This is a genomic window from Desemzia incerta (genome assembly GCF_900115825.1).
GTDB lineage: Bacteria > Bacillota > Bacilli > Lactobacillales > Carnobacteriaceae > Desemzia > Desemzia incerta.
On the sequence record NZ_FOXW01000001.1, the window covers coordinates 546,069 to 565,255 of the forward strand.

Sequence of the window (19,187 nt, forward strand, 5' to 3'; positions counted from 1 at the left end):
AGAATAAGTGGAGGGATACGGATGAAAAGTACGATTAGTTTAATGGAACTTTTATTGGTCCTTAAAAATAATTGGTATGTGCTGCTTATTGGTGGTGCTGCTTTTGCAATAGCAGCTTTTCTAGCTAGTACATATCTTATGACGCCGCAATACTCAGCCTCTACCAATCTTTTGGTCTGTCAAGGGGTTTCGGATTCTCAAGCGATAGAATTAGGAGAAATCGAAACCAATCTGCGAATGATCCAGACTTATCGGGATGTCATACAAGATCCTATAGTATTAGATGATGCTGCAGAAAATCTAGGGAATGAATTTACCGCAGAGGAGTTGAAAGAGAAAATCGAAGTCACCATTGAAGAAAATTCTCAAGTATTTTCTCTGACAGCTTTTGCAGATCACCCAGATAAAGCCGCATTGATTGCTAACGAAATAGCTGCTTCATTCCAAAAAAATATCATGGAAGTGATCAGTATAGAAAATGTAGCTATTTTATCTCCAGCAAAAAGCAGTTCCTCTTCTATCTATCCAAATGTGCCTTTCCATACAATCTTGGGTGGATTGATTGGGATGCTTTTCGGAACCATTTATGCGCTGATCATGACTTTAGCAGATCAAAAAATCCGTACTGAAAAGATGATTCCTCAGTTATTAAAGTGGAATGTTATTGGAGTGATCAGTTCTATAGAAACTGTAGGGGATGCAGGCTTTGTAACTAAGAACCAGATGAATGGGAGGTCATATTAATGAATCCTTTAATCAGTATCATTGTTCCAGTATATAATGTTGAAAAATATGTCCAACGATGCATTGAAAGCATATTAAACCAAACGTATAAACAAATTGAAGTGATTCTAGTGGATGATGGTTCGCTAGACAGCTCTGGAGTTATTTGTGAGGAATATGCTTTTCTGGATTCGAGAGTAAAAGTTATCCATAAAGAGAACGGAGGACTAAGTTCCGCTAGAAATGTTGGATTAGATAATGCTAAAGGAAAGTTTATTGGATTTGTCGATAGTGATGACTGGATCGATAGTCACATGTATGAGTCTATGCTTCATTTAGCTCTCTCCTATCAAGCAGAGGTTGTACAATGCGGCTATACATTGATCAACGGGCAAGGGAAAATCACACGTGAAATCCACTTTGGGGACAGACGATTCGATACTAAATCAGAAGTTGAAAAAGCGTATTATATAACAAATGAATTTAGTTCTGTGGTGTGGAACAAATTGTATAAAGTTGAGTTATTTGAAGAACTGCGTTTTAAGGTCGGTAAGAACAATGAAGATGTTTTTATCTTGACAGACGCTTTACTGCACATTCAAAGAATGGTGAACACTCCTAAGTGTCATTATCATTATTTGCAGCGAAAAGAAAGTATCATGGGGGCTCAATTCACCGAGAAAAAATTTGATCGACTAGAAGCCGGAGAATATTTGTTGCAGCAGTGTTTGCTTCACTCGCCTCAATATCAAAACTGGGCAAGAATTGAATTATGCAAAATCTGTATTTTTCTATACATTGATTTGATGCACAGTAAAAATCAAATCGATCAAGGATACAAAAATAAATTGGTTTCAAATTTTAATCTCCATTTTCGAACGCTGAAAGGCAGTTCGGAATTAAAACAAGCTAAATTAGTGGATAAAATACTGCTTCACAGCTTTTCATTAAATAGATCTTTTACTCATTATTCGTATGATTTGTATCGACTAGTACGAGGATAGCCAGTAAAAGGACCTGAGGGGAGAGAAGTTAAATGGATCATCCTTTAGTCAGTGTCATCATACCAACTATAGAACGGCCATATTATTTAAAGAGAGCTATAGAAAGTGTGTTGAAACAAAGTTATGACAATTTAGAGATTATTGTGGTCATAGATGGAATGTCATCCAAGACTGTTGAACTGATAGATTCTTACAAAAATAAAAGTGGGATTTCTCTGCAATGGATCGAAACAGGAAAGAAAGTAGGGGGAAGTGAAGCTAGGAATATCGGCGCCCAAAAAGCTCAAGGAGACTTTATCGCGTTATTCGACGACGATGACGAATGGTTAGGGGATAAAATTGTTGCTCAATTAAATTTGATTAAAGAATATACTTTAACTGAAAAAGACTCGTTCGTTTGTTTTACGTCCATTTATGTCTATGAATCGAGCGATCAAAAAAAATACAAACAACTGCCGATCGTAACTTATTTAGATAGTCGTAAAGAAAGAATAGCTGACTACTTATTTGAAGCGAATGGATTAAAAAGAATCGGTTTGATTCAAACTTCAACCATCCTCACACCAAGACATTTGCTGTTGCAATATCCTTTCACAAAAGGACTGCCCAAACACCAAGACTGGGACTGGCTGTTGAAAGTAGATCAACTACCTGATTTGCAAGTTCTTCAAGTGAATCAACCGATGGTGATCTATCATTCAGATGTGCCAAAAGAAAAACGGATTGGACTAGCGAACCATTGGCGTTTTAGTGAAGAGTGGTTGTCAGAGCATCGAGATAGTTTTGGAAAAAATGCTTATGAAACATTCCTATTGGACATACTCATCCCAGGCATTATTACGGATGAATCATTATCTGGGACAGAACGTACCATAGAAATCAAAAGAATACTTTACAAATTATCTTTAAGGGCGTATAGTCGGCCGTTTACTTGGAAAATGTTGAGTTACTCCATCATCAGAAAGAATGACTACTTTTTTAAAAAAATACAGCATTCTTCCTTACTAATGAGTGTCAAAAATTGGCTGTTTTAATGTTTGACAAATCAGTGAACCTTTGTTAAGATTGTTCCAGTTTCACTTAAGTGCGCGCTTAAACAAACGAAACATAAAAAATGATTCAATAAAAAAGGAGGAAACCAAATGTTGATGTTTAACTGTTGTTGTTCATGTTGTATCAAAAACTCATGTAATCAGTTGACATCGTATGCGGTTTCTTTCAGCTAAATAGTCTTTTTGTGTTCTATTAAATAACAGAATGTTACGGTTTTTAGGGAAAACTGTAGGCTTTTTAGATTAAACCAATTATGAACGTAGACTGTCCATGAGAATTTATTTTCTCATGCACTTTTTTGTTTTTTATAAAGAGGAGTGGAAGAATGTGGAAAAAAGAGGACAATTGAAAAGGCCCAGCCTAATGATCCAAGTGGTTATAGGAGCCGTTATCGGGACTTTATTAGGTTATTTAAGCCCAGCTGTAGGAATGGAAATGGAATTTTTAGGTACTTTATTTATGAATTTTATTCAAATGGTCATTGTGCCGTTGATTTTTCCTTTGATCGTATTAGCGATTGTAGAAATCAGCAAAGCAAAACGATTCGGCAATGTTGCATTTAAATCTTTTGCGTATTTTTTTGTGGTAACGACATTCTTGATTGTCTTAACGCTGATTATCGGTGCTTTGAGCAACGTAGGGAACGGTCTATTGATCGATTCCATCAGTACGGAAGCTTTGGATGGGATTGCCAACAGTATTGATTTTAGAACATTCATTTTAGGAATCATCCCAAGCAATGTTTTCCAAGCGTTTGCGGACGGCAATTTATTGCCGATCATTTTCTTCGGTATTTTCTTAGGTATTTCTCTAGTCACTATTCAAGAAAAAGCAAAACCAGTATTAGATTTTTTTGATGCTTGGATAAGTGCTATGTTCAAAATGGTCAATTACGCGATTGCCGTTGCACCGATTGGAGTATTTGGATTTTTAGCGTATGATGTGGCTACTTACGGAGTCAGTAATTTATTGTCTCTAGGTCAGTTTGTTATTTGGGCCTATCTAGCGTATGCTGTTGTAGCATTTGTAGTGTACCCGATAATCGGTCTAGGATTTAAGGTTCCTTATTTTTCTCTGTTAAAAGAAACAAGTGATTTATCTTTATTAGCTTTTTCAACCGGCAGTTCCAGTGTAGTGTTGCCATCTTTAATTGATCGATTGAAGAAGTTCGGTGTTCCGAGTTCAGTGGCGTCGTTTGTTACTACTCTGGGTTATTCCTTTAATCTTGGAGGAGCAGCTGTTTATACGACATTAGCCGTCATGTTTGTAGTAAATTTATACGGTGCTTCTTTAAACGTCACTGATTATATCGCATTGGTCTTTTTCCTTACCATTATCACTAAAAGTATTGCAGCAGTCCCATCAGGAGCAGTTGTTGTTTTATTAGCTTCTGCTACTCAATTAGGCTTGCCGCCACAAGGAGTTGCGCTGCTGGTATCGATCGACTTTTTTGTCAATGCGGGACGTACAGCGCTGAACGTTGTAGGAAATGCATTAGCACCAGTAGTTATCGCGAAAACGGAAGGGAAATTTGTTCCTTCAGGCGTTTTGAATGAAAAAGAGAGCTCAAATTTGGTAAAATAAGAAGATAAGAAATGGAGTGGACATGAAATATGAAAAAAGTTTATATTATTCACGAAAATGATGATTGGACAAGACACTTGACAGCTCGATTAGACGAATTGAACGTACCTTATGAAAACTGGGATCTATCTGAAGGGTTAGTAGATATTCAAGCTGCACCGCCAGAAGGTATTTTTTATAATCGTATGAGTGCTTCTTCTCATACCAGAGGTCATCGTTATGCTCCAGAATTGACAGACAATTTATTGCATTGGTTAGAAAGCTATGGAGCTACAGTAATCAATGGTACCGGAGCAATTGAATTAGAAGTCAGCAAATTAAAACAACATTTAGCATTGAAAACAAACGGAATCAACACTCCAGAAACTATTGGTGCTGTAGGAAAAGAAAATATTATCCAAGCAGCTGAAAAGTTGAATCGTTTTCCATTTATCATCAAACACAATCGTGCCGGAAAAGGGCTCGGAGTACGTTTGATGTATACAATCCAAGATCTGAAAGACTATGTTTATGGGCCGGAATTTGAAGATTCTATTGATGGAATCAGCTTGATCCAACAATACGTTCGCCCAGCTGATGGAAACATTGTCCGTTCTGAATTTATTGGCGGAAAATTCTTTTATGCTGTAAAAGTTGATTCCAGTGATGGTTTTGAACTTTGTCCAGCAGATAATTGCCAAATTCCTATTGGAACAGAAATGTGCCCAGCAGAAGAACCTGAAGAGTTGACACCAAGTAAATTTAAAATCAAAGAAGATGGATTACCACAAGCTCAAATCGACTTATACGAAGCATTCTTAAAACAACAACGTATTGACGTGGCAGCGATTGAGTTCATCGAAACCGAAGGCGGTCAAAGGTATGCGTATGATGTAAACACCAATACAAATTACAATGCAGACGCCGAAAGAGAAGCTGGCAAATATGCTATGTTGCAATTAGCAACGTATTTGAAAAATGAGTTGGAAAAAACAGCAGCTGTAGAAGTTTAAGATTATTTAGTTTAAAATCGTAAAAAATTCTTCCTGTGATTTTTCATCAGGAAGAATTTTTTTATAGTTTGTATTCTGAAGGCACTATGTCAATATAGTCGGTAAAGATACCAGTAGCGCCGATATCAATCAAATCTAAAATTTCATCTTCAGAATTAACTGTATAAGGATGTAATTCGAGGCCTGCTTGACGAACTTGTTGCGCAAACGATTCAGTTACTGATTTATAGTTTACTCCAATACCTATAGCATATTTCTTTATCTCTGTGATTCTTTCTTGAGAAATAATGGCATTCTCGTTGTATTGAACTAACTGAATTAAAGGGATATCTGGGCAGATTTCATGAACAGCTTCGAGACTTTTTTGACTAAAAGATTGGATAATAACTTTATTGTTCGATGTATTATCCACTAGTTGATATTCATCTACTAGTTTTAATAACTTTTGTTCCATGTGTTTATAGTCATCTGGCGATTTAGTTTCAATATAATAATTAACAGAAGTTCCAAATCTTTCAAAAACTTCTCTTAAAGTAGGTACAGTTAATCCGATATAGTTTTCATGCGCTTTATTAGGAAACTTTTCATTAAACCAGCTTCCAGCATCCAATTGCTGCAACTCTTTTAAAGTATAAGACTTCACTAAACCCTTACCATTTGTCGTACGTTCAAGGCTCTCATCGTGCATGGCTATCAATTCGCCATCTTTTGTTTGTTGTAAGTCAATTTCCAAGTAGTCAGCGCCCATTTCAGTAGCTAACTGATAAGATTCTAACGTATGCTCAGGGGCATAGCCACTTGCTCCGCGATGACCTATTATTAAAAACTGTTGCGATTCATTTTGTGTTAAGGTTTCAACTGTATCTTCTTGAACTATTGTTTTTAAAAAGAGAATACTTCCTATTAATAAAACTATTCCAACTCCTATTTTTTTCATTTAATTGGCTCCTTCATTATTTGCTTCTCATCTCTATTTTACACAAAAACTTATTAGCTAACGTAATTTTTTATAAAATCTTAAAAAGATATAGGTAAATTTAGTAGAAGATTTGAATTCTAAAAACTAGTCGTTAAAAGTGTCTACAAAAATATGAAAATAGTAGCTATGATATAATAAATGTAAATTGGTAAAAAAAGGAGTTGAAGAGAGTGCAAAAGAAACCTTTGAACTTTGCTCATAGAGGATTCAGCGGAAAATATCCGGAAAATACTATGCTGGCTTTTCAAAAAGCTTTCGAAGTAGGAGTGGACGGTATCGAGATTGATATTCAATTGACGAAAGATCAAGAATTGATCGTGATTCATGACACTACTGTTAATAGAACAACGGATGGAAAAGGGTATGTCAAAGATAAGACGCTAAAAGAGCTGGAGCAGCTCAATGCGGCTCACAAGTTTCCTGAAATCCATGACAAGGAAAAAATACCAACCTTACGAGAGTACTTCGATTGGGTAAAAGAAAAACCTTTAGTGACTAATATAGAATTAAAAACGAATGTATTTGAATATGCGGGTATTGAGGAAATGGTGGTAAAACTCATCCAAGAATATCAATTGCAGCATACAATCATTTTTTCTTCATTCAACCATTACACTATCCAGAAATTGAAAGCATTAGATCCGACAATCAAATGCGGCTTATTATCTTCGGATTGGCTCGTTGACTTTGGAGAATATGCTAGGAAAGTCGGGGTAGAATGTGTTCATCCTGCTCACTATACGTTGCAGAATTCTGTAGTCTTAAAAAATATCCAAGAGAGTCATCTAGAAATCAACACTTGGACAGTCAATAAAGAAGAGCAAATGAGAAACTTGGTCCAATCTGGTGTGACGAGCATCATTACAAATTATCCAGATAAATTAAATAAAGTACTAGCAGAATCGAAATAAAAGATTCTATGCTAAACACCAAAAAGGCGGCTGAAAAAAAAGCTGCCTTTTTGGTGTTATTCAAACAATTCTGTACGTTAAAAGCATGCAAAAAAGTGCGTTTATCTAATCAACTGGTCAGGAAATACATATGTCATCTGAATTTGAAATGAAAGTACAAATCTGACAATTTGGTGTATTTGGTATTCTACCTTGAATTCATCAGTTCTTTTACGTATAGTGTTGGGTAATAGAATGGAACAGGAGTGAAGTGTGTGACGAGAAAAATAATGATGAATGTGATCTGTGTAGTTTTAGGCACAACTTTAGTAGGTATAGGCGGAAGTTTGTGTATCAAAGCGGCTATAGGCGTTTCAGCAGTAGATGCTTTCAACAGCGGAATCAGTGAATTGACTACGATCAAAGTAGGGACCGTCTCAGTTATCATTAATGTATTGTTGGTATTTGTGCAATGGATAATTCAAAAACGTGATTTCAAACTGTTTCAGTTGATGCAAATCCCTTTATCTCTATTAATCGGCGAAGTTATCAATACAATGGTTTATGTTGTATTGCCTTCTCTTGTTTTAGAAGAATACTATATGAATGTCTTATTGGTCATCTTAGGCAACTTAACAGCTGCTTTAGGAGTAGGGTTGTGTACAGCGTTAGACTTCGTCAGTTTCCCATTAGAATCTCTGTGTATGGTCATCAGTAAGCGTGCAAAAGCTAGTTTTGGAAAAATCAGACAATCCGCAGACATCATTCTTATTATTGCCTCTTTAACACTTTCTTTGCTATTTGGCGGTTCTTTCTTTATACGTGAAGGGACAATCATCGGTGCGTTGTTATTTGCTCCAATGATGAATTTTATCTACTTGAATATTTCTCGTGTTTTTCCACTCCACCATATTAAGCTCACACCAGTTGCGAAAAAGATGATGTAAAAGATCAGCTGAGCTGATCTTTTTTAAATAAAGAAGAATCCGGAAACGAGTTGACAAACTATCTTTTAAAGCATACACTTAAATAAATGATAACGATTTCTAAAACCGATTAACGAAATCGATACACAAAATAATTCAGTAAAAGAGCAGGTGTGGCATTTTGGCTAAAAAGAAAGTGACTTTAAAAGATATTGCTAAAGCAGCAAACGTCAGTGGAACGACTATATCTCGTTATTTGAACGGGAAATTCGATTATATGTCAGCAGATACTCGTCAGACGATTGAAAGAGTGATTAAAGAATTGGAGTACCGACCAAGCAATATAGCGCGGTCTTTAAAATCACAAAAAAGTATGCTCCTTGGAGCAGTCATTGCAGATATTGAAAATCCATTTTCGAACACGATCATTAAGGGATTATCAGACCGTGCGAATGAGTTGAACTATTCTTTGATGGTGGCCGTTTCCGACGGCTCAAAAGAACGGGAACAAAAGCATATCCAACGTTTTTTAGATAATCGAGTAGATGGATTGGTCATCAATACAGTAGGAGAGAATGAGGATTATTTAGTATCGTTGAAAAATGAACACGTTCCCATTGTATTGTTAGACAAATCCATGTCGGATAAAAGCTATGACTGTATCACCTCAAATAATTACGATCTCAGCAAAGAGCTGACGCAACATTTGGTGGAAGAGGGCTTTGCTTCAATTGGCTATTTTACGCCGACTATAAAATCCAATACCGTTCAACAAAGTAGATCCCAAGCTTTAGAAGATGTCTTAAAAGACCATTCAGAAATCGAGATGAAACAATATGTGATGGCGAAAGGACAAACTGACTTGTTGATTGAAGCGATAGAAAGTTTCTTTAAGCTGCCCGAACCTCGAGTTTTGATTGCTGCAAATGGTTTGATTTTACTGAACGTATTGAAAGAAATCGAAAAAATGGGGAAAAGAATAGCTGTCGATTATGGCATTTGCGGATTCGACGATATTTTGGCTGCTTCCATCATTAGTCCAGGGATCACAACGGTTGCTCAAAATTCTTATGGTTTGGGGAAAGAAAGTGCATCTTTACTGGTCCAAAAAATCAATGAAGACAAAGAAGAGTATTCCATTATATATAAGGAATTACCTGGAGAACTGAAAATACGAAAATCTACAAGAGTAGAAGAGTGGAACAGAAAGGACGAAATCAATGAGTGATGTAATTTTGATTGGGGAACCAATGGGGTTGTTTATTTCAAATGAATATGGAGAATTGGAAGACGGTAAGACCTTTTCCAAGGGATCGCTGGTGCTGAAGTCAATGTAGGAACAGGGTTGGCCAGACTTGGATTCGAAGTGGACTTTCTTACGAAATTAGGAAAAGATCCATTTGGACAATATATTTATAAATATCTGCAAAATGAAAGAATCGGTACAGAACATATTACATTTGATGAAGAACTGAATACAGGGATCATGTTGAAGAACAAAACTAAAGAAGGCGATCCTATTACAGCTTACTACCGTAAAGGCAGTGCTTTTACAAACTTCTCCATTGAAGATGTGATGGATATCGATTTTTCTGAGGTGCGTTTATTGCATGTGACAGGCATACCTCCTGCTGTAAATCGAGTGACTCGCGGAGCGGTGTACCATTTGATGGCAAAAGCGAGAGAAGCAGGTAGTTTCATTACTTTCGATCCGAATATGCGTCCTGAGTTATGGAAAAATGAAGAAACGATGATCAAAGTATTGAACAACATGGCTCGTTATGCAAATGTGGTCCTTCCCGGAATCAGTGAAGGCGAAAAATTAACGGGTTCTAGAGACAAAGAGACGATCGCGCAATTTTATTTAGACATGGGTGTAGAGTATGTTGTGATTAAAACCGGCTCTGACGGTGCATTTATAAGAAAACAAGGTCAAGAAATGAAAAATGTACCTGGGTTTACTGTGAAAGAAGTTGTTGATACAGTAGGAGCTGGAGACGGATTCGCAGTTGGAGTCATCAGCGCCTACTTGGATGGATTAGACATGGAAAATAGCGTACTTCGTGGGAATGCTATAGGTTCATTGCAAGTACAAAACCAAGGCGATAATGAAGGGTTGCCTTCACGTGATGAGTTAGAAAAATACATTCAAGAAAATAATCCATTAAATTAAAGTGTCTGATTCAAGAGCTCTTCACTAAAAAGTGAGAGCTCTTTTTTAACCCGTATGATTTGAATCATTTTTACGGACTATTTATACTGAATTTGTAAACTAAAAAATGAAAGAGGGATCGCAGTATGAATACAACAATAGAAGAAGTGGCTCAAAAAGCGTTAGAGTGTCAAGAGACCTGTAACCAGTGTTTCAGTGCTTGTTTGAAAGAAGATCATGTAAAAATGATGGCTGAATGCATTCGTTTAGACCGAGATTGTGCAGATATTTGCGGTTTAGTAGCAAGTTTTTCTAGTAGAGAGAGTCGATTTACAAAAGAATTGATTCAGTTATGTGCAGAGATTTGTCAAGCTTGCGGAGATGAATGCCAGAAACACGACCATGATCATTGCCAAGAATGCGCAAAAGTCTGTCATGAATGTGCTGAAGTATGCCGGGCTTACGTAGCATAGATCATAGATTAGTAGATGAATCACTAGGAGTTCTCATAGGACTTCTAGTGATTTTTTACTACTGTCTTGTAACGGGTGTGGTATGGTATATTAACAGTAACAATGAAGTCGATAACATCATTTAACAATGTTCAAGGGATGGTACAGGGATGAAAAAAAAAAGTTTAACTGCTTCTCCAATAAAGTGGGTAGGGTTAAAACCCTATCGATTTAAAAAATACCGAACATGGATCAATCGCGTAAAACCAGGGATTTGTGGGACTTATGCAAGTGCAGCTTTAGTCCATGATACTTTTTTACAAGAATATAAAGTTGATTTAGCCAAAGACAATTTATTGAACGGCTTAAAATCGGTCATTGATGATTTGTTTCCATATAAGGGAACTTTTCCTTGGGATTTAAAATGGGATTGGATTATGTCTTGAGAGATATCCCTGAATTGAAAGTAAAAATGAGTTTAGTTCCGGAAACAACAGTGGTGAATGTCTTGAATCAGCCAAATCCTACGCCTCTAGCGGTCGGCACAGCCAAGTTATTCGGCAGCAACTATAAAAATCATTGGTTGTTGGTGTATGCATATGGATACAATCAAGACGGAAAATTATTCTTTAAAGCGTATGACAATCATGGAAGATATCAAGCAGTTGTACCTGCCTCTCAAACGATTGGTTGTGTATGGATAAAGAAACAAGACATCTCTTAGTCGGTTAAAATAGCAGCAAAAAAATAGTTGTATGGAGCAAATGGAAAGAAACAGAACATCCACTTGATGATATGTACATGATTTGAAGTGTAAAGAAGTTATACAGATTCTTATTCATTAAAAAAGACACTGAGATTTTCTCTCAGTGTCTTTTTTATCTGTTATGGAGAAACGACAGGAGCAGTTTCAGTTTCACTGCGTACTTCGTTCAATCGTTTTTTTACCATATCAATAATCGCTTCAGCATGCTCGGGATTTTCTAGGTCGTATTGATCAATGTCGATCGTTAATGTAGCACTCTTATTGTACCCATTGAACCAGCCGTCATAGCGACTATGTAAATGTTTGTAATAGTCTAACAGACCTGAATTTTTTTCGACTTGTTCGTAGTCGCGCCCGCGTTTTTCGATGCGTTCTAGAACGGTATCTAGAGAACCTCTTAAATAAATCAATAGATCTGGAGATTTTTTTGGCATGCTGTCTAATTCTTCCATCATGTTTTCCAACAAATCTAAATAAGTATCCATTTCCGGTTCGCTCATATTGCCTTGTTCATAGTTGATGCGCGTGAATAAAGCATCTTCATAAATAGAACGGTCTAAGACGTTATTTTTATGTTTAAAAGCATCTTTGATACTTCTAAAACGAGTGTTTAAAAAATAAATTTGCAGCGAGAAAGCCCATCTTTTCGGATCCTCATAAAATTTTTCTAAAATACGGTTGTCGTCTACACTTTCATAAAATGCCTCACTGCCAAGTGCTTCGGATATCAAAGCGGTATAAGTGCTTTTTCCTGCGCCAATCATTCCTGCCAATACAATCACTGCGTTTTGTTCTCCTTTCATTTAACGGTCATCCTCCCAAACAAAGACCGATCGTGTCTTTATCATTTATTTAAAAAAGCTTCAGCTTTCCTCAAATAGCCTTAATCAGTATAGCATATTTTTCCTGTTTTAGAGATCAGATTATAAGAGTTTTGTTTTTTTCTGTAAACATGATTGTGTAAAATAATGAAAACAAGAAAACTAAAGATGCAAATGTTACGAAAGATTGACGAAATAATAAATGAATGACCACAGTGAAAGTTCTGTTTATGAAAATCGATGATGAATAAGCAACGAAAAAAGGCTCTCCAAATAAGAGAGGCTTTTGGATGCAATTAGTGGGTGAATGTAAATCACCAACAATCCTTCAGCAGCTATGCTAAGTGGTCGATGCCATTCCATTTTTCTAAAGAATAATGACCATCAGTCAAGTTCAAAATTGAAATGCTCGTATTTTCAAGCGGAGGGGAAGAACGCAGATCTTTGGTTTCTTTTTTGAGTAGGGAAAGCATGGTACAAGTAATTGTGATGCTGTGACCGACAAACAAAAGATCTTTTCCTGGGAAAGCTGCACAGGCTGTTTCTACCACTGCAATACCTCTTTTGACTAATTCGAGGTAAGTTTCGCCTCCAATTTCAGTTGGATCATACAACTCTGGTCTTACTCTTAGGTGATGAAACATTTCTGGAAAAGATTGCTTTAATTGTGGGATAAAAGCTCCTTCCCAGTCACCATATTTCAATTCTTTAAACTTTTCATCGAAATGAACTGTAAAGGGATGTTCAAATTGATTGGTAATTAATTCAGAGGTTTCCACTGCACGGTGTTGCGGGCTGGTAATCACGTGTGAGATTCTTTTGTCTTTCAAAGCGATACCAGTTTTGATGGCATCTTCTTTGCTTTCTGGAAGAAGCGGTGAATCAACATCTCCGCCTTGTACTCGATCAGCAAGATTGTATTCTGTTTTTCCATGGCGAACAAAATAAAGTTTAGTCATGTCATCTCTCCTAAATTGAAATTTAATTTCATGATAACATATTAAATCGAAAATAAAAGAGGTGTGAAATGATTATCGAAAGTGAAACGGATACATTTTTGAAAAAGGTATAACATTGTTATGTCATGTATTTAAACGATAATGCTGCATTAAATTTTAATGGTATATCTGACAAGTGCAAAAAAAGTAGTTGAAATAAAATTTCAGTGTGTTAATATGAAGTTGCAAATGAAAACGCTGTAAGGAGGAATGCCATGTTTGGCTTATCTGTATTCTTAGGTGACGAGTTGACTCAAGAAAGAAAAAGGTATTTGAAGCAAATGAAAGAAGCAGGTTTCACAAAAGTTTTTACTTCCTTACATATTCCAGAAGAAAATGCCGATCAATACTTAGAAAGATTGGCTGAGTTGGGATTAGTAATGAAAGAACTAGAAATGGAACTAGTAGCAGATGTTTCTAAAGGAGCTTTGGCTAAGATTGGAGTCTCTAACCTTTCAGTTGATGGATTAAAACGATTGAAAGAAAAAGGGGTAAACGGTCTTAGAGTCGATTACGGTTTTTCAAACCAAGAAATTGCTTTTATGTCTCATGAATTAAATATCGTTTTAAATGCTAGTACAATCACTCAGAACGATATTGAAGAGTTGAACCATTATGGAGCAAGTTTTCCTCGTATGGTAGCAATGCACAATTATTATCCTAGACCTGAAACGGGTTTAGCGAAGGAAGTACTAAAAGAGAAAAATCAGTGGTTGGCAGAGACCGGCTTTACAGTAGCTGCATTTGTTCCTGGAGATAAACAGCTGAGAGGTCCTCTGTATAAACAGTTGCCGACATTAGAAGATCACCGAGGCAAACATCCTTTGGCTGCAGCGATTGAATTGATCACAGAGTGCTACGTAGATGAAGTGTATATCGGGGATCCTGAAATAGCAGAATCTACAATCTATCAATTCAAGAGATACATCGCTGACAAAACAGTTGTATATTTTGTTAAGCCGGAAAAACAGTCTCCGTATTTTGAAATCGTTTTAGGTAAACATCAAAACCGCTGGGATCCAGCTAAAGATGTGTTAAGAAGTGCGGATGCCCGTTTTAAAGAGATACCTCAGATCAGTCCTTATGAAACGATTGAGCGAACACGCGGATCTGTAACAATAGACAATCAGGACTATCAGCGATATATGGGAGAAATACAAGTTGTTGTCCATGATTTACCTAAAGATGAAAAAGTCAACGTTGCAGCACGTATTAGAGCAGAAGATTTGCCATTATTGGATTGTTGTCCTGCTGGCGGATATTTTGAGTTGAAAGAACAAATGAATCAAACAGAGGAGAATATAAGTGAACTTAGATAAATTAACCACAGAAACTAGAAATCACCAAACAATGAATTTAGATGAACTGACTACAAGTGAAGTAGTACAGTTAATGAATGAGGAAGACAAAAAAGTTGCGTATGCAGTTGAAAAAGAACTGCCGTCAATTTCAAAAGTAGCTGAAGCCATCATTGAAAGCTTTAAGAAAGGAGGACGTTTGATTTATATGGGAGCCGGTACCAGTGGACGTTTAGGTGTTCTAGATGCAGCTGAGTGTGTTCCAACTTTTAGTGTGGATCCTACTATGGTACAAGGATTGATTGCTGGCGGAATGAAAGCGATGACCGTTGCTGTTGAAGGCGCTGAGGACTCTGCTACTTTAGGAAAAGAAGATCTGCAACACATTGAATTGACTGAAAATGATGTAGTCTTAGGAATCGCAGCCAGCGGAAGAACACCATACGTTATCGGAGCATTGACTTATGCAAATGAAATTGGAGCAACAACTGCTTCTCTTTCCTGTAATAAAGATGCTGAGATCAGCCGCTATGCGACTTTACCTATTGAAGTAGAAGTAGGACCTGAAATTTTAACTGGTTCAACTAGACTGAAATCCGGTACAGCACAAAAACTAGTGTTAAATATGTTGTCTACCAGTTCAATGATCGGCATCGGAAAAGTGTATCAAAACTTGATGGTGGACGTAAAACCATCTAATGAAAAATTGGTAGAACGTTCAAAACGCATCATCATGCAAGCAACGGATTGCTCTTATGAACAAGCTTCTCAAGCCTTTACAAGTGCAAATCAACAAGTAAAAACAGCTATTGTTATGATCTTGACTGACTCTACTAAAGAGGAAGCTGAACAAAAGTTAGTAGAATCGCAGGGATTTGTTAGAAATACTATGAATAAATAAAGTATAGAATAAGAGGAGGAAGAGTAATGGCAAGTGCAAAAGAAGAAAAATTAGCGAAAGATATTTACAGTCAAGTTGGCGGAATGAGTAACGTGGGCAATGTGATCAACTGTATGACTCGTGTCCGTTTAGACATCAAAGATTACAACCAAGTCGATATCGACAATTTGAAAAAAGTTGATGGTGTTTTGGGTGTAGTAGAAGATGATACATTGCAAATCGTTTTAGGACCTGGAATTGTTACTAAAGTAGCCAATCAAATGTCGCAAATGAAAAAAGGACGTCCTGCTGAAGTTGACACTACTGATGTACCTTCAGGACGACAAGAAGCTGAAAGAAAAGCAGCAGCTACTAAATCTGAACAAAAAAAACGCAATAATACTCCATTCAAGCGTGCTTTAAAATCAATCGCAAATATCTTTGTACCATTAATTCCAGCATTCGTTGGAGCGGGTATCATTGGTGGTATTGCTTCAGTGTTCCAAAACATGATGACAGCAGGTATGATCGAAGGAGAAGCATGGTTATACAGTATCATGGTCTTAAACATTATTAAAAGCGGACTTTTTGGCTATTTAAATATTTATATCGGGATCAACGCAGCAAAAGTATTTGGAGCTACAGAAGGTTTAGGTGGAGTTGTGGCTGGAATCATTTATTTAACAGGGATGACACCAGAACTTCCATTGCCAAATATTTTTACTGGTCAACCTTTAGCAGCTGGACAAGGTGGGGTAATTGGAGTCGTATTAGCTGTATGGCTATTGTCTATTGTTGAAAAGAACTTGCGCAAAGTCGTACCGAATTCATTGGATGTTATTGTAACACCCACAATTGCTTTATTAGTTATCGGATTGATTACTATTTTCTTAATCATGCCAATTGCTGGTTTCATCTCTACATCTCTAGTAGGCGCTATTACTTGGGTATTGAATGTTGGTGGTGCATTTGCAGGATTCGTATTAGGAGCTACTTTCTTACCAATGGTTATGTTTGGTTTACACCAAATCTTAACACCGATCCATATTGAAATGATTGCATCTCAAGGTTCAACATTACTACTGCCAATTTTAGCTATGGCCGGCGCTGGTCAAGTTGGAGCAGCAATTGCATTATGGGCAAAATGCCGCAAAAATAAACAATTAACAAATATGATCAAAGGGTCATTGCCAGTAGGAATTTTAGGAATTGGCGAACCGTTGATCTATGCTGTTACATTACCATTAGGTCGTCCATTCATTACAGCATGTATTGGTGGAGGAATCGGTGGTGCTGTTATCGGATTGATCGGTGGAGTCGGCGCTACTGCTATCGGACCAAGCGGGGTAGCTTTGATTCCGTTAATTGCTGATGGTCTATGGTGGGGATATGTATTAGGATTATTGGCAGCTTACGCTGGAGGTTTTGCAGCAACTTACTTCTTTGGAGTACCTGCAGAAGCTATAGAAGCGACTGAATTGCCTACTACTGAAATAGATGGCGAAACGGTAGTCGACTATTAAGCGTTTAAGCTTTATACTATAAAGGTAACTGTAAAAGGCAACTAACTGAAATCAGTTTAGGTGCCTTTTCTTTTTATAGAGTGTCTATATAGTCCAAATTGATCAGCAGGACCAAAAGGGGAAAGTATATGTTAAACAATATCTTACTGCAGATAAAAGAAAAAAAAGCCTTTTTGCCATTGTCGGAGAAAAAAATTGCTGAAGTGATTTTGAAAGATCCTGTATCTGTCATCAATATGAATTCATCGTTGTTGGCAAAAAAAGCCGATTCCAGTTCGGCAGCGGTCATTCGGTTTTGCCGTTCCATCGGGTTAAAAGGTTTTGTAGATTTAAAGCTGCAGCTATCAGCAGATTTACAAGGGATCAATGATAATGTCTACACAGATATCGTTCCAGGTGAAGACTTAGAACAGATCAAAAAGAAGCTTCTGGTGAATACTCATCATGTATTCAAAGAGACAAACCACACGTTAGATCCAAAAGCTGTGTCTCAAGCTACTAAATTATTTTATGAAAGTTCAGTGATTTATCCATTTGGGGTAGGGGCTTCCAGTATTGTGGCTGAAGACTTTCAACAAAAGTTCAGTCGGATAGGCAAAAAAGTGATCGTTCTTCAAGACCAACACGTATTGTCAACTGCACTAGCCGTGGCAGACGATAAAGCGTTGTTTTTAGGCATCTCTAATGGAGGGGAAAAAAGCGAAGTGTTAGCTTTGACGAAGATGGCAAAAGAGTTCGGAGTCCAGACGATTTCGCTGACGCGCAACACTGAGAACACATTAAGTACTTTAACGAATGTGTCGTTAAAAACAGCCTTTGCTCAAGAGCCTCCACTAAGAAGTGGAGCAACGGTTTCATTACTGGCACAAATGTATGCGATCGATATTTTATTTTACGCATACGTGACGAATTACTACCAAGCCAGTATACAGAAACTGGAAAAATCAAAAGAAGCCATTGATCACTTGTATCAGCAATATGATTTTTTCAACCTATAAAAAGAAGCCGGTCTGGAAACAGACTAGCTTCTTTTTTGTGCTGCTGTCTACGTCTTCAACTAAAGAGTTTTTTCTGAGTCTTGGGTCCGAAGATCCCATCTACTTGCAAATGATATTGCTTTTGAAATAAGCGAACGGCACTTTCAGTTTTAGGACCATACACCTTATCGAGAGTTCCTATATTTTTGTAATTCAAACAATACAACAGAGCTTGTACAGCATACACATCCCATCCTTTACTGCCGGATCTTAAGACGCGTGCAGAAAGAGACAGGGAATCGTTCCAAATACCAGTTGGATAGATGCCATAGGTACGTTGGTATAATTTCAAAAGAGCCGTCTTAGTGTTTGGACCAAAACGACCGTCTGGTTCAGTACCTATCGTTCGTTGGATTTGAGTAATGATTTCTGAATTGGTGATGGTGCTGTCTTTTTTTAGCCTGAGCATTTGCCCGGTGTAAATGACTTCAGAAGGCAAATGGTTGATTGCTGCCAAATATTGAACAGTCGTTTGGTATTTTTCAGCAATGCTCCACAGGGTATCTCCTCTTTTAACCAAATGTGATTGAGAAACTGGTTCTTTAGAAGAGCTGCTGGATCCCTTAGAAAGATCCCGCGCGAATTGGGCCAACGTGACCCCAAAACTGGCCAGATAGTTGTCCGGGTCAGTATGTGTTGTTCCTCCTAAGTTGCGGCTGACCCAATGATGAGTTTTTATGCCTTTATCTTCAATAGAATGTCCCGTATTTAATGTAAAAGGGATGGAGGTTTCAGTAGCTAACTGTCTTAATAACCAGACATAAGCAAGATAATCTTTAGCGAACTGTTTTTTGTCTGTTGTTCGGGCTAATTCGACTTGAGCAAAAGCATAAGGATTGGCTTTTGCTCCTGCACCATATTGGATTTTTCCGGTTTGGGCTATTTGAATAATTCTCCCTCCGCCTCCTACCCAATGGCTGGTAAAAGCTCCACCTTCTTTCGCTTTTCGAGACATGTAAGATACTTCATTGATCAATGCATTTTTACCGACATTAGCGGGATTGCCGGATTCATGAGCGATAACGAATCTTGATGCTGTTAAGGGTTGCTGTTTGATAGAGATAAGTTGTTTATCAATCGTATGCATAGAGAGACCTCCTTAATTTTTA

20 protein-coding genes are annotated in these 19,187 nt (G+C 37.2%); 16 read left to right on the forward strand and 4 right to left on the reverse strand.

What is annotated here, in order from left to right; translation table 11 throughout:
- The first annotated feature begins 21 nt into the window (after window positions 1-21).
- From BM137_RS02465 to BM137_RS02485, 5 genes are all read left to right on the forward strand, one after another.
- Complete coding sequence (locus BM137_RS02465) at window positions 22-744, forward strand: YveK family protein (RefSeq protein ID WP_177192471.1); 723 nt, start codon at window positions 22-24, stop codon at window positions 742-744.
- The gene (locus BM137_RS02470; protein WP_092479556.1) at window positions 744-1,727 is read left to right on the forward strand and encodes a glycosyltransferase family 2 protein; all 984 of its coding nucleotides are present in this window, start codon (window positions 744-746) and stop codon (window positions 1,725-1,727) included. The genes BM137_RS02465 and BM137_RS02470 overlap by 1 nt, the downstream gene beginning before the upstream one ends.
- A 32-nt stretch (window positions 1,728-1,759) precedes the next feature.
- Window positions 1,760-2,761: a glycosyltransferase family 2 protein gene (locus BM137_RS02475; RefSeq protein ID WP_092479557.1), complete on the forward strand. Its 1,002-nt coding sequence runs from the start codon at window positions 1,760-1,762 to the stop codon at window positions 2,759-2,761.
- 346 nt (window positions 2,762-3,107) lie between these two features.
- Window positions 3,108-4,364: a dicarboxylate/amino acid:cation symporter gene (locus BM137_RS02480; protein WP_244887621.1), complete on the forward strand. Its 1,257-nt coding sequence runs from the start codon at window positions 3,108-3,110 to the stop codon at window positions 4,362-4,364.
- 29 nt (window positions 4,365-4,393) lie between these two features.
- A complete protein-coding gene (locus BM137_RS02485; protein WP_092479559.1) occupies window positions 4,394-5,356 on the forward strand; it encodes an ATP-grasp domain-containing protein in 963 nt (320 codons plus the stop codon).
- A gap of 61 nt (window positions 5,357-5,417) precedes the next feature.
- Here the strand turns inward: BM137_RS02485 and BM137_RS02490 are convergent, their stop codons facing one another.
- On the reverse strand, window positions 5,418-6,293 hold the full coding sequence (locus BM137_RS02490) for a glycerophosphodiester phosphodiesterase (protein ID WP_092479560.1): 876 nt from the start codon (window positions 6,291-6,293) through the stop codon (window positions 5,418-5,420).
- Window positions 6,294-6,505: 212 nt separating this feature from the next.
- Here BM137_RS02490 and BM137_RS02495 point away from each other — a divergent pair, with 212 nt between their 5' ends.
- The 7 genes from BM137_RS02495 to BM137_RS11360 all read left to right on the forward strand — a co-directional run bounded on the left by BM137_RS02495 (window position 6,506) and on the right by BM137_RS11360 (window position 11,479).
- On the forward strand, window positions 6,506-7,246 hold the full coding sequence (locus BM137_RS02495) for a glycerophosphodiester phosphodiesterase (RefSeq protein ID WP_218147486.1): 741 nt from the start codon (window positions 6,506-6,508) through the stop codon (window positions 7,244-7,246).
- Window positions 7,247-7,500: 254 nt separating this feature from the next.
- The gene (locus tag BM137_RS02500) at window positions 7,501-8,172 is read left to right on the forward strand and encodes a YczE/YyaS/YitT family protein (protein ID WP_092479561.1); all 672 of its coding nucleotides are present in this window, start codon (window positions 7,501-7,503) and stop codon (window positions 8,170-8,172) included.
- A gap of 160 nt (window positions 8,173-8,332) precedes the next feature.
- Window positions 8,333-9,379 (forward strand): LacI family DNA-binding transcriptional regulator, encoded by a 1,047-nt coding sequence (locus BM137_RS02505; protein WP_092479562.1) that lies wholly within the window; start codon window positions 8,333-8,335, stop codon window positions 9,377-9,379.
- A gap of 117 nt (window positions 9,380-9,496) precedes the next feature.
- Window positions 9,497-10,324, forward strand: a complete 828-nt coding sequence (locus BM137_RS02510) for a sugar kinase (RefSeq protein WP_244887622.1) — start codon at window positions 9,497-9,499, stop codon at window positions 10,322-10,324.
- Window positions 10,325-10,449: 125 nt separating this feature from the next.
- Entirely contained in the window at window positions 10,450-10,776 is a 327-nt protein-coding gene (locus BM137_RS02515; protein WP_092479563.1) for a four-helix bundle copper-binding protein, read from the forward strand.
- 149 nt (window positions 10,777-10,925) lie between these two features.
- Entirely contained in the window at window positions 10,926-11,201 is a 276-nt protein-coding gene (locus BM137_RS11355) for a hypothetical protein (protein WP_244887623.1), read from the forward strand.
- Window positions 11,168-11,479 (forward strand): hypothetical protein, encoded by a 312-nt coding sequence (locus tag BM137_RS11360; protein WP_244887624.1) that lies wholly within the window; start codon window positions 11,168-11,170, stop codon window positions 11,477-11,479. Before BM137_RS11355 ends, BM137_RS11360 begins: the two co-directional genes overlap by 34 nt.
- Window positions 11,480-11,640: 161 nt before the next feature.
- Here the strand turns inward: BM137_RS11360 and BM137_RS02525 are convergent, their stop codons facing one another.
- Window positions 11,641-12,324 carry a deoxynucleoside kinase gene (locus tag BM137_RS02525; RefSeq protein ID WP_092479564.1) on the reverse strand — a complete coding sequence of 228 codons (684 nt, stop codon included), beginning with the start codon at window positions 12,322-12,324 and terminating at the stop codon, window positions 11,641-11,643.
- A 353-nt stretch (window positions 12,325-12,677) separates the two neighbouring features.
- Complete coding sequence (locus BM137_RS02530; RefSeq protein WP_092479565.1) at window positions 12,678-13,301, reverse strand: histidine phosphatase family protein; 624 nt, start codon at window positions 13,299-13,301, stop codon at window positions 12,678-12,680.
- A 254-nt stretch (window positions 13,302-13,555) separates the two neighbouring features.
- Between BM137_RS02530 and BM137_RS02535 the strand changes: the two genes are divergently transcribed.
- The 4 genes from BM137_RS02535 to BM137_RS02550 all read left to right on the forward strand — a co-directional run bounded on the left by BM137_RS02535 (window position 13,556) and on the right by BM137_RS02550 (window position 18,039).
- The gene (locus tag BM137_RS02535; RefSeq protein ID WP_092479566.1) at window positions 13,556-14,659 is read left to right on the forward strand and encodes a DUF871 domain-containing protein; all 1,104 of its coding nucleotides are present in this window, start codon (window positions 13,556-13,558) and stop codon (window positions 14,657-14,659) included.
- On the forward strand, window positions 14,646-15,539 hold the full coding sequence (murQ, locus tag BM137_RS02540; RefSeq protein WP_092479567.1) for an N-acetylmuramic acid 6-phosphate etherase: 894 nt from the start codon (window positions 14,646-14,648) through the stop codon (window positions 15,537-15,539). Before BM137_RS02535 ends, murQ begins: the two co-directional genes overlap by 14 nt.
- 26 nt (window positions 15,540-15,565) lie before the next feature.
- A complete protein-coding gene (locus BM137_RS02545) occupies window positions 15,566-17,041 on the forward strand; it encodes a PTS transporter subunit EIIC (RefSeq protein ID WP_092479568.1) in 1,476 nt (491 codons plus the stop codon).
- Between the two features lie 128 nt (window positions 17,042-17,169).
- Window positions 17,170-18,039: a MurR/RpiR family transcriptional regulator gene (locus tag BM137_RS02550; protein WP_092479569.1), complete on the forward strand. Its 870-nt coding sequence runs from the start codon at window positions 17,170-17,172 to the stop codon at window positions 18,037-18,039.
- Between the two features lie 55 nt (window positions 18,040-18,094).
- Here the strand turns inward: BM137_RS02550 and BM137_RS02555 are convergent, their stop codons facing one another.
- Window positions 18,095-19,165: a peptidoglycan-binding protein gene (locus BM137_RS02555; RefSeq protein ID WP_092479570.1), complete on the reverse strand. Its 1,071-nt coding sequence runs from the start codon at window positions 19,163-19,165 to the stop codon at window positions 18,095-18,097.
- Window positions 19,166-19,187: the final 22 nt, after the last annotated feature.

What these genes read in the sequence shown, in the direction of transcription:
- BM137_RS02490 (WP_092479560.1), bottom strand. Translation starts at nt 6,293, where the DNA reads ATGAAAAAAATAGGAGTTGGAATAGTTTTATTAATAGGAAGTATTCTC.
- BM137_RS02475 (WP_092479557.1), top strand. Translation starts at nt 1,760, where the DNA reads ATGGATCATCCTTTAGTCAGTGTCATCATACCAACTATAGAACGGCCA.
- BM137_RS11355 (WP_244887623.1), top strand. Translation starts at nt 10,926, where the DNA reads ATGAAAAAAAAAAGTTTAACTGCTTCTCCAATAAAGTGGGTAGGGTTA.
- BM137_RS02515 (WP_092479563.1), top strand. Translation starts at nt 10,450, where the DNA reads ATGAATACAACAATAGAAGAAGTGGCTCAAAAAGCGTTAGAGTGTCAA.
- BM137_RS02525 (WP_092479564.1), bottom strand. Translation starts at nt 12,324, where the DNA reads ATGAAAGGAGAACAAAACGCAGTGATTGTATTGGCAGGAATGATTGGC.
- BM137_RS02545 (WP_092479568.1), top strand. Translation starts at nt 15,566, where the DNA reads ATGGCAAGTGCAAAAGAAGAAAAATTAGCGAAAGATATTTACAGTCAA.
- BM137_RS02550 (WP_092479569.1), top strand. Translation starts at nt 17,170, where the DNA reads ATGTTAAACAATATCTTACTGCAGATAAAAGAAAAAAAAGCCTTTTTG.
- BM137_RS02535 (WP_092479566.1), top strand. Translation starts at nt 13,556, where the DNA reads ATGTTTGGCTTATCTGTATTCTTAGGTGACGAGTTGACTCAAGAAAGA.
- BM137_RS02530 (WP_092479565.1), bottom strand. Translation starts at nt 13,301, where the DNA reads ATGACTAAACTTTATTTTGTTCGCCATGGAAAAACAGAATACAATCTT.
- BM137_RS02555 (WP_092479570.1), bottom strand. Translation starts at nt 19,165, where the DNA reads ATGCATACGATTGATAAACAACTTATCTCTATCAAACAGCAACCCTTA.
- BM137_RS02485 (WP_092479559.1), top strand. Translation starts at nt 4,394, where the DNA reads ATGAAAAAAGTTTATATTATTCACGAAAATGATGATTGGACAAGACAC.
- BM137_RS02465 (WP_177192471.1), top strand. Translation starts at nt 22, where the DNA reads ATGAAAAGTACGATTAGTTTAATGGAACTTTTATTGGTCCTTAAAAAT.
- BM137_RS02470 (WP_092479556.1), top strand. Translation starts at nt 744, where the DNA reads ATGAATCCTTTAATCAGTATCATTGTTCCAGTATATAATGTTGAAAAA.